Raw genomic sequence first — 17,634 nt, forward strand, 5'->3', positions numbered from 1 at the left:
AAAATAATCCATCAACAATACAAACAATATGGACATGGAAAAAAGTCATGCTCAACTTACTCTGGATAACCCCGATCATCAGCTAGTAAAAGATCATTCTAACAGCTTGATAGATTATCTCATCAAAGGAAGCATTAAACATCCTCAAAAAATAGCATTCAGCGATGTAGATATTGACCTTCGCGAGAGCCCCATGACCTATGCCGAGTTTTTATTTCAGGTACAGGAACAGGCTCAGGCTTTTAAAAATAAGGACATAAAAAAAGGCGATCGTTGTCTTTTGATATTTGATCAGGGAATTGAATTTATCATCGCTTTTTTCGCCTGTCAGTGGCTTGGAGCTATCCCTGTTCCATTAAACACGCCAGGGAGATTGAAACCTTTGGACAAATGGGAAAATATCGTCAAAGAATGTTTGCCTAAAGCTATCGTTACCGCAACAAAAAGTGCTTCAAGATTAATCCAGAGTTTAAGCAGATCAGAACTACTTAGCAACACACCGCTACTAACGGTAAAAATCAAATTCTCAGACCATTTAGAAACAGATTTTAAAGACCAACCCGATATTCACCCAACCGCCTTTTTACAATACACATCCGGCTCTACCGGGAATCCGAAAGGAGTGGTGGTTACACAAGACTCACTGATCAAAAATTCTAAAGAGTCTAAGAAAAACATGAATATCACTGCCAACAGCGTGTTTGTGAGTTGGCTTCCCTTCTATCATGATATGGGACTAATCTTATTTATAGTTCAAACGATTTATACGGGAAGCAGCCTTTATCTCCTGAAACCGGAAGATTTTATGAGCAGACCCCTTAATTGGGTGAATGCCCTAAGCAAATGGAAAGGTACTCATACCGGAGGCCCTAATTTTGCCTATCAACTGGTTGCGGATAAACTTTTACAACTTCATAGCGAACTTAAAAACTCAAACAACAAAACAGAAATCTCGCTAAAAAATCTAAAGGTATGTGCTTCGGGAGCTGAACCGATTCGTTTTAAGACTATTTGCAATTTTCAAAATGCAATTTCACTGTTTGGTGCGAGCAATAATGTAGTATCTCCCGGTTATGGTTTAGCCGAAGCTACCCTAACCGTTACCTTAAATAAAGAAGGTGAAAAGGTAAAGTGGCTAAAGGTTGACAAAGAAGCGCTCAAGAAAAATACCGTTATTCTGCAGGAAAGTGGTTTTATGGAAACCGGTCAGCATTTTCACGAAGAAGAAAACGCTGTTTATCTCGTAGGCAACGGACAAGTAATAGACCATCATGGAGTTGACATTATAGCTGTTACTGATCTTGAAACAGAATTACCCGATTCTATCTCAAAACTACAAATACAACCCTCTTACGTCATTGGCGAATTGTGGTTCTCAGGTCCTTCTGTCACAAATGGATACTATGAAAACAAAACGGCCACTTCTGAAAGTTATTTTTACTCCCGTTCCAATGACACTACTTATCTGCGAACCGGTGATTTAGCTTTCAAGGATGAAGAAGGGCAGATTTACATCGTAGGCAGAATAAAAGATCTTATCATCATAAGAGGCTTAAACTATTATCCTCAGGATCTGGAACGTACTTCCTGCTATTCGCATCCTGATTTAAGGATTGATGGTGCAGCTGCTTTTTCTATGAGCAAACAAGGAAATGAATGCTGCTACATCGTGCAGGAATTAACCCGAAATGCGGTTCTCTCCCCTAAGTTTGACGAATATGCAAAGGCCATACGTACAGCAGTTTTAAAAGAACATGGAGTAGCAATAGAAGCCATTCTTTTTGTTTCCCCTATGCATGTTCCCCGAACGACCAGTGGTAAAATTCAAAGACGACTTGCAAAACGTACTACGGAACTCAATGAATGGGCAAAAATTTTACATGCTTCCCATTTAAGTCTCCCAACTGCCAAAAAAGAAGCGAATCTTTCACAGCTTACTTTACAAGAACAGTCATTACAACAAATCACTGAGGAATTGCAACATTTTCTCCGCACCAGAGTCGATAGCTACACAATTGATGAAAGACGTACCATTCCGCCCTATATCATGACTGAATTTGCCCGCATGGGACTTATGGGGCTTATGATTTCTCCATTGTCCGGTGGTTTAGGATTCAATCTCAGTCAGACAAGAAAGATAATAGAAATGATCTCTTCTGCAGATTTAACGCTGGGATTATTCGCAAGTCTTCACAATTTACTGGGACTGCATCCTATCGCAAGATTTGCCAAAGAAGAAATCAAAGAAAAAGTGGTACGAGAATTAGCAACAGGCCAAGGAACAGCAAGCTTTGCGTTAAGCGAACCCGGGGCCGGAAGTAACCCTAATGCGGGTAAAACTTTCGCCCAAAGACTGCCTGACGGTAATTGGATTTTAAATGGTGAAAAATGCTGGGTAGGCTCTTCCTCCTGGGCAAGTTATCTAACGGTGATCGCACATACACAAGATGAAAATGGTAAATACCTGGGGCAATCTGCCTTTTTGATACCACAGGGAATACAAGGGCTGAGTCATATCGAAGAATGCATGACCATGGGAATGCGTGGCTCTGTACAAGGACATTTTGTGTTGAACGATGTTCAAATTCCGGAATCACATGTACTGGGAGAAATAGGCAAAGGTGCCGAAATTCTGCAAGAAGTTGTAGCAATGGGCCGTATCGGTATTAATTCTATGTGTATCGGCATCCTAAAAACCGTTTTATCCCGATCTAAAAGATGGACTGAAAACAGAAAAATCAATTCAGGATACCTTATTGATCAGCCAGTGGTACTGAAGCAACTAAATCAGCTACTGTGGGTTCTGGAAATAATTGAAACTTACCAATCAAAATTGGTAAAATGGAAAGACAATGGTCAACATATTCCGGACATCCTTATAAGTGCAGGCAAGATTTTCTCAACAGAAGAAACCTGGAAAGGGGTTGATTTTCTAATGCAGATTACAGCTGCCAGAGGATATTCAGAACACAATGGTATTGCTCAACTTTTCCGTGATACTCGTGTGTTGCGAATTTTTGAAGGGCCTACAGAGTCATTAATTGCAGATTTAGGAGGACGTACTAATGAAACAATTACAGAGACATTGCTTTTCCTGACCAGCCAACATGCAACTGTAAATGCTGAAATTCAAAAAGAAAAGATACTACATCTAAAACAACAATTAGAACCAAACAAAAAGGGTTCTGACACTCAGGATGATCTTCAGAAACAAAGAAAGTTTTCGAAGTATGCTTTTGGAGAAGTACTGACTTACCAATTGATTGTATGGATGTGCGGAGACGATATTTCATTGCACGCAAAAAAATGGCTCGAGAAAAAAATCACGACCATCACAACCGATGCACTCGAATTTGATACAAGCCTTCTCATCAAACAGCAGTTTGAAACACAATTTGACCATTTGCTCAAAGACCATCAGACGATTTACACGCAACCTGCTCTTAGGGATTCTTTTGTACACTCCCCTTTTCGGGATTTGCGTGCGATAGAAACACAAAATGCTAAAGAGCAAACCGAAGAAGAAAACGCTGCAATAAACAATGTTATCTATACTAAAGCCAGCAGTTCTACTTCCATAACACAAAACAATCCTCAAGCTCTTTTAAAAAATAAGGCTACTAAAGAAATAGAGGTTTGGATATACAACTGGCTAGAAAAAGAGGCAGAAATCGAAAGCGGTCAATTTACCCCTTCAACTTCTTTTTCAGAATATGGACTAGATTCTTCCTTGTCCATACGTTTTGTAAGCGACATCAATGCAGCTTATGCGATTCATATTGAACCCTCTATTATCTGGAGTTATTCAACAGTAGACGAACTGGCTTCGTATCTGTTTGAATTTGAAATAAAGTCTTCCGAACTGAATGATACAAAAGAAATTGAAGAAAACGGTGTGGATGATGACTTTCTGAAAGGACTATTGGAAGACTAAATAAAATGATAATCAAAAGCAAAAACGCATGAACAACATCAAAAAAAATAAGATAGCTGTCATTGGTTTAGATTGTAAATTCCCGGGACAATCCAATGGTCCTGATCAATTTTGGGAAGCGCTTTTAAATAAAAAAGATGGTATCATTCCAATACCTGAGGATCGTTGGGATCACTCCTATTATTATGATGCACAAGGAGACAAAGGAAAAACGTTTGTTAATCGTGCCGGTTTTATCTCCGATGTATTTGATTTTTCTCCTCACAGCTTTGGCATGTCCGAAAAAGAAGCTGCCGATATAGATCCACAGCAACGCCTACTGATTCAGTCTTCCTGGAACAGTATTCAAAATGCCGGCTACAAAATTGATGCTATAAAAGAAAAAACCGGGGTATTCTTTGGTCTTAGCTACCGCGATTACTACGATTTTGATATAGCACCTAATGGAGTAAACGGCTTTACTGCCGCTAATCCATTAGGAACTGTCAATGCGATTGCTGCGGGAAGAGTTGCCTATTTGCTGGGATTAAATGGCCCTGCGATTCAGCTTGATACTATTTGCTCTTCATCGCTCATGACCTTGCATCTGGCCTGTCAGAGTCTTCTAAATGAAGAATGTGATTATGCCCTTTCAGGAGGCGTTAACTGTATCCTTTCGCCTCATGCTTTAGTGGCATTGGCGCAGATGGGTGCTTTGTCAAAGTCCGCCAAATGCCAGGCTTTCTCAAAACATGCAGATGGCTATATCCGTGGCGAAGGTGTGGGCGTTTTACTTCTTAAACGACTGGAAGATGCTGAACGAGATGGAGATTATATTTACGGAACTGTAGAAGCAACAGCTACCAACCATGATGGTCGTAGCAATGGATTAACTGCTCCAAATGGCAAAGCACAGGTAAAACTAATAGAATCCTGTCTAAAAAAAGCCGGGCTTTATCCGGAGGACATAGGTTATGTAGAAGCGCATGGTACTGGCACCTACCTTGGAGATCCGGTAGAACTTGAAGGACTTCACCAAGTGTTTGGAACCTCAAGATCGGCATTAAATCCTCTTTATGTAGGCTCTGTTAAGTCTAATATAGGTCATCTTGAACCCGCAGCGGGAGTAGCTTCCTTAATAAAATCATTGTTGATTCTAAAAAACAATTATATACCCGCCGGATTACACCTGGAAGAACTGAACCCCGGTTTTAAGTGGAATGAAAAACCTATAGTACCCGTTAAAGAAAACAGAGCTTGGGAAAGCGATGAAAAATTTATCGGCGTAAGTGCCTTTAGTATGACCGGAGCCAATGTGCATGCCATACTTGGAAAAGCCCCTGACCAGAATTCGGACAATTCAACTGAAACATCAGCTCTGTATTGGCCCATACTCCTTTCTGCACAAAATGAAACCACATTAAAACAATACATTTCTTCGCTTCTGCAAAGTATAGACAAAAACATGTCTATCGCAGCACTCTCAAATCTGTTCCTAAACGGACGTGAAATCTTTGAAGAATCCATTTGCGCTTGCTTTACGACCACTTCCGAATTACTTCATGAACTAGAAAACTACCAAAATGGAGCGCAAAATATTTTTGAGAAAGTGTCATTGAAAGGAAAAAGAAAAAGTCATCAGACCGTTTTAAACATCGGTAACTTTACCGATTTTAAACCGGAATACCTTCAGATCTGGAAAAAACAGAAATTGTTTACACTCTCTATTGCAAAAACAGATCGCATCCTGACCAATCTATTAAACAAATCACTTGATGAACTTGTAAGAAATCCAACTACTGAACTGGAACAAAAAGTTATTCATTTTTGCCAAGCGTTTATTTGGTCTGATAGTGTCATAGCAGCGTTAAAAACCGATGTGTTATTAAACACATCAGGCGAAGGCGATTACCTGGGAGCTGTTTTTAGCGAACTATTAACTTTTGAAGAAGCTTTGCTCCTCTTTATATTAGAAAATGGATCAAAAAGAACACAACTCCTTGACAAAATTAGATTCCGCACCGGAAATAATCATTGGAAAAAAGCAAAAGAAGTCGCTAACAAAGAATTCTGGCTTGATAAAAAAGAGGATGATTCGTTAAAAGATATCACTCTGAACATTGTCAATGATACAGCAAATGTTTCCATTTTACAAACAGTAGTAATGAAACAATTGCCTGATTTTTTCCTGTACAGCTATGCTAAAGGAGTTGAAATGGACTGGACCGCATTTTTAGGAAACACCATTTTTAGAAAAATTCCATTGCCGCCAGCACCGCTTGCCACTGCCACTTACATCTCTGAGTCGTACAAAACCAACAGCAGAAAAGCTCCCGGAGACTTTCAGCAAGCACAAAAAAAGAATGTCATTGCTTCTATTTTGCATTATCAGTTAGGTATTGAACAAGAAAACCTAAAAAGTTTTAATTCTTTTTTTAGCCCTGAACAGGACCTTTTTATCAAAGACCATCTTGTCAACGGAATCTATATTTTTCCGGGTTCCGCTTACATTTCTATGATTTGTGAAGCGCTGTTTTATCTTAAAAGAAACCAGCAAATCAGTCTAAAAAATGTGCAGATCTTTCAACCGATGAGTTTTAATTCATTAAATGAAAAAAGAGAAGTAAAACTGGATTTAACCTATGAATTAAAAAACACAACACCGCTATCTTCTGCAAGTGGCACTTGGGAAATCAAGAGTCGAAAAGATCAGGAAGAATGGGCAACACATATAAAAGGTGGTTTTGAACTTCGTTCTGAAAACCTCTTAGCTGAAAACAAAAAAACGCTATTTACACTCGATGAGACAAATTTAACTGCTGTCGATAAAACAGCATTTTATAACCACTTAAACAATTGGGGCGTACAATATGGTCCGGAGTTCCGTTTGGTTAATCAACTGCGAGCCGATGATCAAAGCATGAAATCCCTGGTGCAACAAGATACGGCAACCAATGATTTATTTGCTTCTCCGGAATTACTGGATGCTTGTATGCACGGCCTGTTTTCGGCAAAAGTATTTGAGCACTATTCTGAACCTTTTGTGCCTTCGCGTTATGATGAAATTAATTTTTATCAACCGCTTCATGGCAGCATCCATGCCTCAGGTGTCCTATTAAAAAAAGATACCGATGCGATGAAAGCACAATTCAGTTTTTGTGACTCCGAAGGCAATCCTTTACTGGAAATTACCTCTATGGAAGTCCGTAAAATTTTGAGTGCCTTTTTGCAATCAGGAAAAGAAAATGAAACGGTATATGAAGAAAAATGGAAAAAACTTGAGACTGCTTTTGAAGACAATCAACAAAGAACAAATACCGATACTTCGTTAATTTCAAAAGAGACATGGGTTTTTCTAAATGCCCAGCAAGCACAAGAGTCTTTTGCAGATATCGCTAAAATTTCTGTCAATGTTCCTCAAATTGCCTTGATCGGGCAAAAAAGAACGACGCTTTTAGATGACAAGATCGCAACGTTTAAAACTATTTCGAAACTAATAAAAATTCAGGACAAAAACGAACAACAACTGGTCTTCTTTGCGCCACCTATTTACGACATTAAGGGATTGTCCGAACTGTTCCACTCATTCAAAGACCTGCTCTTGAATCTACCGCAGCATCTAAATTTCAGATTGTGTACGATTAACGGAGTAGCCATCGATTCTGAAGAGGAAGTTAATCCTTTTCAAACAGCGCTTTGGGGACTGGCCCGAACTATGCCAATAGAAGGAAAACAAAAATGGAAAGGGGTTATCGATATTTCATCTTTTCACGACGCTATCCTTTTATTAGATTCACAATTAAAAAATCATTTCGCGACACACGATCAGTTAGCTATAAGAGGGAAAAATATTTACACTCCAATCCTGACAAACGAAATTGAGTCCTATTCTGAAAACTTACACTCCAAAGGTGACTGGGCAAATCCTGTTTTAATTACGGGTGGACTAGGACAAATGGGACGTGTATTTACAGAACAATTGGTTAAACTCGGATGCAAAAAAATCTTTCTCCTTTCCCGAAACCCGGATTGGATTCAGGCAGAAGATGACCAGGCAGACCAGTTGGATCTAAAAAAATCACAGCTTGATTTCCGCGAGTACATTAAGAAATGTAAAGCAGCTGGTATTTCGATTTCGGCGCTCAGTGGAAAAGTAGACTCCAACAAAGATATGGCTGCACTCGCTGCGTTGCTAAAAAAACAAGGCATTAAAGAGATCAATCTGATTCACGCTGCAGGAGCCATTACCAGAGATAAAGTGGTTGACGCAAACCTTAAAGAACTCGAACTCGAATGGAAAGCCAAGTACGAAGGAGCCTTACAATTAGACAAACACTTTGATAAATTTAATGTCGGATTCACATTATACACCTCATCTATTGCTTCACTTTGGTCAGGAGACGGTGTAGCGGGGTATTCAAGTGCTAACTTGCTACTGGATGGTCTTGCCGTAAACAGAAATCGCGAAGGAAAAAGAACACTTTCTGTTCGATTTGGAAGGTTTGACGAAAAAGGGCTAATGAAAGAACATGAAGCACAGGAATTGGAATCCTTTGGGGTCCTGACAATACCTATGTCTTATGCAATAAACAAAGCTTTCGAACTCGCCAAAAAATCAGTTCTTACCACTCCAAGCATCATGCATGTCGATTGGGAGCGTTTTACACCACTGTACCAACTTCTCAATCGCAATCAGTTTTTATCCGTATTTACTCCTCTGGATACTACTTCAGAGAATAATACTGAACAAAATGGCAACGACAGTCTGGACAAATCTTTACACGAGATCATCACAGAACTGGTAGCTGAGGAACTTGAAATTGACTGCAATGATGTAGATTCTTCTATTCCGCTTTTTGAGTTAGGGTTGGATTCTGTACACTCCCTTAGCATACGAACGACTTTAGAAAAACTGCTCAAGATCAAATTGTCCGTAAGTCTTATTTACGACTACAATACCGTTGATCTTCTGAGTACCCATCTGGAAGAATTGACCCAAAAAGTCCCCGTTTCTTCTCCTGAAAGTAAAAAAGAAGAAAGTGAAGAGGATCTTTTACAACTTTTAATTCAGGAACTTAACTAGTATAAAAATAATATCCCCATGGAAAATAACAATACCACAGATCGTTCAGATATTATAAAGAAAGCGCTCGAAGAAATCAGAAGATTGAAGAAAAAAGTAGAAGAAAACCAATCTACACTTTTTGAACCGATTGCTATAGTAGGCATGGCGTGCCGTTTTCCAAAAGGTGCCAGCTCACCTGCAAAATTCTGGAAAGCCCTTCAGGAGCAAAAAGACCTGATCGGGCCTATACCGGAAAAGAGAACTAATAATTCATTGGGCGGAACATGGGAAGAAAGTCCATTTTTGAAAGAAGCGGGCTATCTCGAGGAAGATATTGAAGAATTTGATCACCGTTTATTTCGATTTTCCCCGAGAGAAGCGGAACGTACAGATCCTCAGCAGAGACTATTTCTGAAAGTCTGTTGGGAAGCTCTGGAAAATGCCGGTTATGCCCCGGATTCTTTACGAGGGAGCAAAACTGGTGTTTATGCAGGTATTATGCTTATGGAATATATGCAACAACTTGCCAACGAAAGAAAACTTAGCTCGCAGTTTGATCCTTATGATGTATCGGGTAACGGATTTTCTTTTTTATCAGGCAGAGCCAGTTACTTTTTTGGTTTTCAAGGGCCGGGCATTACAACAGATACCGCCTGTTCGTCTTCACTGGTAAGCATTGATCAGGCTTGCAAGGGATTATGGATGGGCGATTGTAACATGGCTCTTGCGGGCGGCGTAAACCTGCTGCTTTTTCAGGAATATACAGCCTTATTTTCTTCATTAAATATACTCTCACCGGATTGCCGTTGTAAATCATTTGATGCAGAAGCAAACGGAACCGTTCGCGGAGAAGGATGCGGTATCGTGGTGCTAAAAAAATTATCAGATGCCGTACGAGACGGTGACCACATTCATGCGGTCATTAAGGCTTCAGGTGTCAATCAGGGTGGATTGTCTTCCGGACCTACTGTCCCACACGGACCATCACAAGAAGCGCTTTTAAAAGAAGTCTGGAAAAAAGCCGGTCTAAGCGAAACAGGTCCTGACTACATTGAAGCACACGGTACAGGTACCGAAATTGGCGATCCAATTGAAATGAACTCCATCATCCATTTACTGCCCAAAGAGCGAAAAACACCTGTCTTTGTAGGTACCGTTAAATCAAATCTCGGACATCTTGAGGCCGCTGCGGGAGTCGCAGGGTTTATTAAAACCGTTTTGGCTTTAGAAAATAAAAAAATTCCCGGTAATCTGCATTTCAATACCCCTTCCGGTCATATCAACTGGTCTGAATCCTGTATTGAGATCCCGCGCAAAACAGTAGAATGGACAGAATCAGAAAAACCACGAACAGCTGCTATCAGTTCCTTTGGTTTAAGTGGTACGAATGCACATATCGTATTGGAAGAGTATGACACAACCGACGCTCATTCAGAAGATAAATCCGCTTACACAGACCGCAAATGGCCTATTCGTTTCAGTGCGAGAAGTCTTCCCTACATTAGAGAGCAATGGATTGCTTTCGCTTCTTTCTTAAAAGAAAACAAAAACATCGCTATAGCTGAATTGTCTTATAGTCAAAACATTTCCAGAGCTGATTTTAAAGAAAAACAGGTCATCTGGGCCGCTACTACAGAAGAAGCTCTTCACATTTTAGAAACTGCTCTAGCAGATGAATCCGATGAAATCCCGGTTAAAGGCTTGTGGAGAAACACCAATGACATAGCTGAACTATCTAATTCTTCGGAAAAAAGTTCGCAAGAGATTTCCTTTTTAAACACTAAAGCAAACCCGGATTTAGAACAAGACGTTTTTGCTGACTGGCTAAAGGGGGGAAAAATCGACTGGAAATCTTATTACCGTGGATCCGGTATACGAAAAATTGATGTTCCGAATCATCAGTTTAAGGAAAAAGTATTCGGTTTAACAACAATCCAAAGCTAGGTAGTAGCATTTGTATCACGAAACAAGATCACCTACAAACTATACTATGATAACTATAGAACAAGAACCGCAAAAAATTACACTTACAAGTGTCTCAGAAGCTTTTGAATATCTGCAAAAGAACCTGAAGGAAGATTTGAAACTCGATGATGACGAGTTAGAAGAACTTGAAAATGATGAAAACCTGTATACCATAGGATTAGATTCCATTTCGATGACCGATCTGACCAGCCGTTGGAAAAGAGAGTTGGGTATTGAAGTAAAAAATACGGATTTTTTGAGAGAACCTACTTTAAAAAGCTGGGCAGCCTTTCTTATTGAAAAAATAAACGAGCAACAAAGTCCGTCATCTTCGAATGAGACTACATTTCAACTATACAAAACCAATGAGGAACAACGATTCGAACGTTTCAAGCTGGGTGATATACAAAACGCCTATCTCATAGGCAGAAATGCTGAACTCCCATGGGGTGGTATCAGCTGTTATGGGTATTTTGAAATGAATACAAAAGACCTCAACATAAACCTTTTAGAGCTTGCTGTTAATGATTTGGTCAAAAGACATGAAATGCTTCGTGTAAGGGTTGATGAAAACGGATTCCAGAAAATTCTTCCTGAAATGACTTATTCTCTTCCTGTTTACAAGCTAGAGCATAATCCTAATTTGCAAAATCACCTGACTGACATTCGCGCACAGATGGCCAACCAAATTATCCCTCTGAATACTCCCCTGTTCGACCTTCGCGTAAGCGAGATGAATAACAAGGAATGGCGCATTCACTTTGGTATGGATTTTATTGCCAGCGATGCCTTGAGTCTTCGTTTATTTTGGAGAGATTTATCGATTTTGTATGCTCAGCGTCTGGAAAACTCTTCCGGCAAAACACCTATGCCGGAAATTAAAGCTTCTTTTCGTGACTATCTGCAATACATAGAACTCAGAAAAAAAACGGACCGATACGAAGCAGATAAAACCTATTGGCTCAGCCGAATAGAGAATTTACCTGCTCCTCCCAAATTGCCTGTTAAAAAGCAAATCAATGAATACGGCCATACCGCAAAAGAGTTTACTCACTTTGAAAAAACCTTTGAAAAAGAGCAATGGGAAAAATTCTGTAAACATGCCGCACACAAAAAACTAACCCCTACAGCTGCTTTAATGAGCCTCTTCTCTGAGGTACTTTCTGCCTGGGGGGCCGGACAACATTTCGGATTAATGCTAACGGTTTTTGAACGAGATGCTGTTCACCCGGATATTGATAAAGTAATTGGTGATTTCACGCATCTGTCACTTTTAGAGGTCAACAACCTTCAACGCAGCGTTGGCGAAAACGCTCAGGCTCTGCAATGGCAAATGCAGGAAGATTTGGAACACAAAAGTTTTTCTGCTCTTGAAGTAGTCAAGGAACTAAACCGCGCAAACCCAAAAGCCAACCTTTTTTACCCTGTAGTTTTTACCAGTGCATTAGGTTTAAGCAAGGATGAAAATGATTTAGGTGATGCTACTGTGTTTGGCGAAATTGGATACTCCTCTTCGCAAACGCCCCAAGTTTGGCTGGACTCCCAGGTGATGACCAAAAACGGGAATATGGTAGTAGCATGGGATGTTTTGAACACCATATTCCTCAACGGACTCGCAGCCGAAATGTTTGAAGCTTATACAAATCTAATTGAAACGGCTGTTCAGGAAGTCTCTTTTTGGGAATCGACACTCGATGACTTAAGGCCAGGCCACCAACGTTATCTACACGGACTGGTAAACCAAACCCAATACAGTTATCCGGAAAGCCTTCTGCACGAGCAAATTCTCGAACAGGCAAAAGAAGAGCCCAACAGAGTGGCTATTGTATTCAAAGAAAAGTCTTATACGTACCAACAGTTAGTAGAAAAAGCCAATCATATTTCGACATTATTACAGCAAAACAACATTCAAAAAGGAGCCAGAATTGTGGTTCAGATGCAAAAATCTTTTGAATCTATAGCGGTAATTCTCGGTATCGTTCAATATGGTGCCTCTTATATTCCGATGTCGCACAACAACCCGCAAGCCAGAACTGTTGAAATTATTCAGCAAGCAGAGGCACAAGGTTTTATTACGGATCAGGAATTTAAAACAGACGAAATACAGACTAAAAACTTTCTACATCTTAGAGATTCTGATATTACATGGGAGAAAGTTGATTTTAAACAACCTGTTATTCTTCCCGAGGATACTGCTTACATCATCTTTACCTCAGGGTCAACAGGAAAACCCAAAGGTGTAGTCATTACGCACAAAGCAGCCAATAACACGATTTTAGATGTCAACAAGCGATTTGGTGTCACCCAAGACGATGCTGTACTGGGACTCTCAGCCTATAGCTTTGACTTATCTGTTTATGACATTTTTGGAATCTTGGGAATAGGCGGAAAACTTGTAATCCCTACAGAAGAAGAACGTATTGATCCTAAAATATGGAAATCTCTTATCATCGAACATAAAGTTACGTTGTGGAATACTGTTCCGGCATTGTTCAATATATTACTGGATTCCATTTCCGAGCAAAACAATATTACCTTAGAAAAAGTCTTTTTATCAGGAGATTGGATTCCGCTCTCGACTTTTGACCGCATGAAAAAACTGCTTCCAAAAGCCAACCTGATCAGTATGGGTGGTGCTACGGAGGCTTCGATTTGGTCCAATTTTTACGAAGTAAAACAAATAAAAGAAGACTGGAGCTCTATTCCGTACGGATATCCCCTATCTAATCAGGAATTTTATATTCTGGACGAGTCCGGGCGTCCGTGTCCAACATTTGTAAAAGGAAAACTACACATAGCCGGAAAAGGTCTTGCGGTAGCATATTGGGGTCGTGAAGACTTAACGCAAAAAGCCTTTTATGTACATCCTACACTCAACATCCGACTTTACGATACTGGTGATTATGGACAATATATCGAAGAAGGAATTATAGAATTTTTAGGGCGAAAAGACGATCAGCTCAAAATTAATGGGTATCGCATTGAAATTGCCGAAATCCAAATGGCTTTTCAGAAATGCAATCCAAATTTAGATCCTGTTATTCTGCCTATTGGAGAAAAAGCAGCAAACAAAAAACTGGTGGCCTATGTGAAAACAACTGTGGAAACTTTTTCAGAATCTGATTTAAAGAAACAGTTGGCAAACTACCTTCCACCCTACATTATTCCGGACAGCATCATTGCTTTGGCAGACTATCCGGTAACAAGTAATGGAAAAATTGACCGAAATAAACTTATCCAACAAGCCACTGAACAATCGTCATCACGATCAGAAAAATCCGGTGCTAAAAAAGAAAATAAAGATTCAAAAAAACAATACGGGCTTATACATCCTGTCCTGAAAGTTGTTCGGGAAGTATTTGACTTACCGGAATTAAATGAACAAGATCAGTTTAGTGAGCTCGGAATTTCTTCTATAGACATTATTCGTCTTGCCAATCAATTGGAGACCAGTTTTCTGGATCGCCCCGCAGTAGGTGATATGGTGAGGTTGGATTCAACAGCGGAACTCATCGATTATTACGAGGAAAAAAACATTCGCTTTGAAGAGGTTGCTCCTGTCAACGCTCAGTTGGTTTCTGGTGATATACAGCCTATTCCTTCTCAGTTCTTGCTTTATACGCCGGAGCAGATGAAATATCTGAACGAATTAAAATTAATTGACAAACTGGATGACAGACAATTGTATAAAAAAAGTCGTATAGCAAAACGCAAAGATCTCGCTTCCAACAATAGAATTTCGCTTGCAGAAATAAAATCACCGGATTTATATAGCCAGTGGAGAAAAAGCTACCGAAGTTTCATCGATAAAACGATTTCATTCGAAGAATTCAAAGGGTATTTAAATCTTTGCTCTGCTCAGGCTTTAGATCAAAAGCAGCGATTTAACTATGCCTCTTCGGGTGGAATATATCCGGTACAGATTTACCTGACCGTTTTTAAAAATAAAGTAGAAAACGTAAAAGAAGGTTATTATTACTTTGATCCGTACAGTCAGGAACTTGTGCTTATTTCAGATGAAAATAGTATCTCACCCACACAACTTAACTTTAATCATGAGTGGTTGGATCAGGGTGCCTTTGCTGTACACATGGTAGCCGATATGGAGGCCGTTTATCCTGTTTATCAGAAAGAATCACTTAAATTCTGTATGCTCGAAGGTGGTCTTATTTCACAATTGCTGGAAGCAGATGGTGTACATTATAATGTAGGATCTTGTCAATTGGGAGGATATGATTTCGAACAAATCAGAGCACATTTAAAACTTTCGGTACAACATTTCTACATTCATACACTGATAGCCGGTGCTATAGATTTTCAATCGGAAAAAACGATCATGCTAAAAGAGCGTGAATCACTGGAATGGCAAAAACATACCGCTATTCTTAATTCTTTAATCGCTTCTTGCGACCAAAAAGAAGTACAGCTTTGGGTAGAAGAAGACAAACTAAAATTTAAAGCCCCTGAAGGAGCGTTAGATAACGAATTACTTGAAAAGCTAAAATCAAATAAAGCTTACTTAATCGCCTATTTACAATCTGAAACTTATAAAACAGATCAAAAACGCTACGAACGATTTGAACTAACGCCTATACAATCTGCTTTTTTAATGGGCAGAGATGCCAATTTTGAGTTAGGAAATGTAGGATCACATTATTACAGTGAGCTAAAATGGCCAAACCTGGATGTGCAGAAACTAGAAAAAGTAGTCCATCATATTATCGGACTGCACGATGCGCTTAGGACGGTAATTTATGAAGATGGTACACAAAGAGTTTTACCGGGACAACCCGAGTATCAGATTAAAATTTCAAATGAGAATCCTGCGGAAATCAGAAACCAACGTTCTCATCATAAATATCGATTAGGACAATGGCCTATGTTTCACTTTGAAGTAAGTCAGCCCGATACTGCTGATACCATTTTGCATCTGAGTGTTGATTTACTTTTACTTGATGCCTGGAGTGCTGACCTGCTAATGAGGGAAATCATTAAAGCCTATCAGGATCAGGACGTAAAAAAACCGGCCTATACTTTCAAACAGTACATTGCTGATGAAAAGAAATGGCATATAGAGCATCCGCAATTTATTCAAAAAGCAGAAACGTACTGGGCTTCTAAACTCAATGATATCCCTGCAGGGCCTTCATTGCCCTTTAAAAAACCACTTTCTGAAATTGAACAGCCACAATTCAGAAGGTATAAGTTTGCCGTGTCGGACGAAGCAATTGAAATTCTAAATACAAAAGCCGCACAATACAAGCTAAGTGCCACAGCAGTATTTGCCACCGTTTTTTCAAAACTGCTATCCCAATGGAGCGGAGGAAAAGCACTCACCTTAAATATGACTCTTTTCAATCGTTTAGGCCTGCACCCCGATGTAAACGAGGTGATGGGTGATTTTACCAATGTCGCTTTAATCTCCTATTTTCCAGAGGACAAAGCAACCTTCTTACAGGAAGCCACCGCTATACAGGAGCAAATATGGCAAGCTGTAGAACACCGAGCTAAAAACGGATTGGAAGTATTGCGCAGCTTAAACAAAAATAATCCCGGAAAAGCAGTAATGCCGGTAGTTTACACCAGTTTGTTAAGCAGTGAATCAGCAGCTATTGAAAATAATTTCTTCCCTGAAGGAGTCAAAGAAGTATACGCTGTAAGTCAGACTCCACAAGTGGTAATTGACCATCAGATCTACCGCAGAGGCGATGAATACCTCATTAATCTGGATGTGGTCGAAGAGGCCTTTGATCTGCAACAGCTTGAAGAAATAATCGGCCTTTATGAAGCATGGTTGCATCAAATTGTAAAGGCAGAAAACTGGGAGATTCAGCTCCATTCCATTTCATTTAAAAATCAACTTTTAAAAACCAATATAGATTAAATATACATGGACACACTACAAAAATGGTTTCCCTTTAATCATAAAAAAATACGAGAGGAAAATGAAAAAAACAATTCGTTCAATAATTCAGAAGAACTAATTCAGGTCTTTTGTTTTCCTTCGGCCGGCAGTGCTGCCAGTTTATACAAAACCTGGTGTAACGCTACAAAAAATGTTGACGATATAGATTTTATACCGGTTGAAATTCCCGGACGCGGTAACCACATTACGTCCCCTGTCGCTGCGTCAATTGATGAACTGGTAGAAGGTTTCCTGGCTGTGTTTTCAAAAATAGCACCTCAGCCCTATATTTTATACGGACACAGTTTTGGTGCGGTAGTAGCATTTCAGGTGGCACATACCCTACAACAAAGAGGATTCCGTTTACCCGAAAAACTTATAGTAGCAGGCCGCCATGCTCCTCATATGAAAGACCCCAACCCACTGAGCAGTGTAAGTACGGATCAGGAAATTGTTGATGAAATTAAAAAAATGGGAGGTACTCCGGAAGCCGTATTGAGTCATCCGGAAATGCTGCAGTTTACTCTTTCTCAATTACGTGGCGATCTGCGTACTCACGAATCGTTCAGATACACAGGACAGAAAGTTCAAATCCCGATAGAAGCGCATTGCGGTACCGAGGATGATGCCAATAAAGAGCTTGTGGAATACTGGAAAGAGGTAACCGAAGAAGAGTTTACTATTAAAGAATTTGAAGGCAATCACTTCTTTATTAAATCCTTGGGTGACACCTATCTCAATTCCCTGATTGATACTATTTCAAAAACAAAAGAGTCCTTCTCCTAA

At 39.7% G+C, this 17,634-nt stretch carries 5 protein-coding genes; all 5 read left to right on the top strand.

Features of this window, described 5'->3' with window-relative positions; translation table 11 throughout:
- The first annotated feature begins 34 nt into the window (after positions 1 to 34).
- Genes G3A47_RS18025 through G3A47_RS18045 form a run of 5 tightly spaced genes read left to right on the top strand, consistent with a single transcriptional unit; the run spans position 35 to position 17,634 of the window.
- Entirely contained in the window at positions 35 to 3,934 is a 3,900-nt protein-coding gene (locus G3A47_RS18025) for an AMP-binding protein (protein WP_166924845.1), read from the top strand.
- A 28-nt stretch (positions 3,935 to 3,962) separates the two neighbouring features.
- Positions 3,963 to 8,996 carry a beta-ketoacyl synthase N-terminal-like domain-containing protein gene (locus G3A47_RS18030; protein WP_166924847.1) on the top strand — a complete coding sequence of 1,678 codons (5,034 nt, stop codon included), beginning with the start codon at positions 3,963 to 3,965 and terminating at the stop codon, positions 8,994 to 8,996.
- Between the two features lie 18 nt (positions 8,997 to 9,014).
- Entirely contained in the window at positions 9,015 to 10,922 is a 1,908-nt protein-coding gene (locus tag G3A47_RS18035) for a type I polyketide synthase (RefSeq protein WP_166924849.1), read from the top strand.
- 46 nt (positions 10,923 to 10,968) lie between these two features.
- Positions 10,969 to 16,827, top strand: a complete 5,859-nt coding sequence (locus tag G3A47_RS18040; protein ID WP_166924851.1) for a non-ribosomal peptide synthetase — start codon at positions 10,969 to 10,971, stop codon at positions 16,825 to 16,827.
- Positions 16,828 to 16,833: 6 nt separating this feature from the next.
- On the top strand, positions 16,834 to 17,634 hold the full coding sequence (locus tag G3A47_RS18045; protein ID WP_166924853.1) for a thioesterase II family protein: 801 nt from the start codon (positions 16,834 to 16,836) through the stop codon (positions 17,632 to 17,634).

The organism is Flavobacterium poyangense, assembly GCF_011751075.1.
Classification (GTDB): domain Bacteria; phylum Bacteroidota; class Bacteroidia; order Flavobacteriales; family Flavobacteriaceae; genus Flavobacterium; species Flavobacterium poyangense.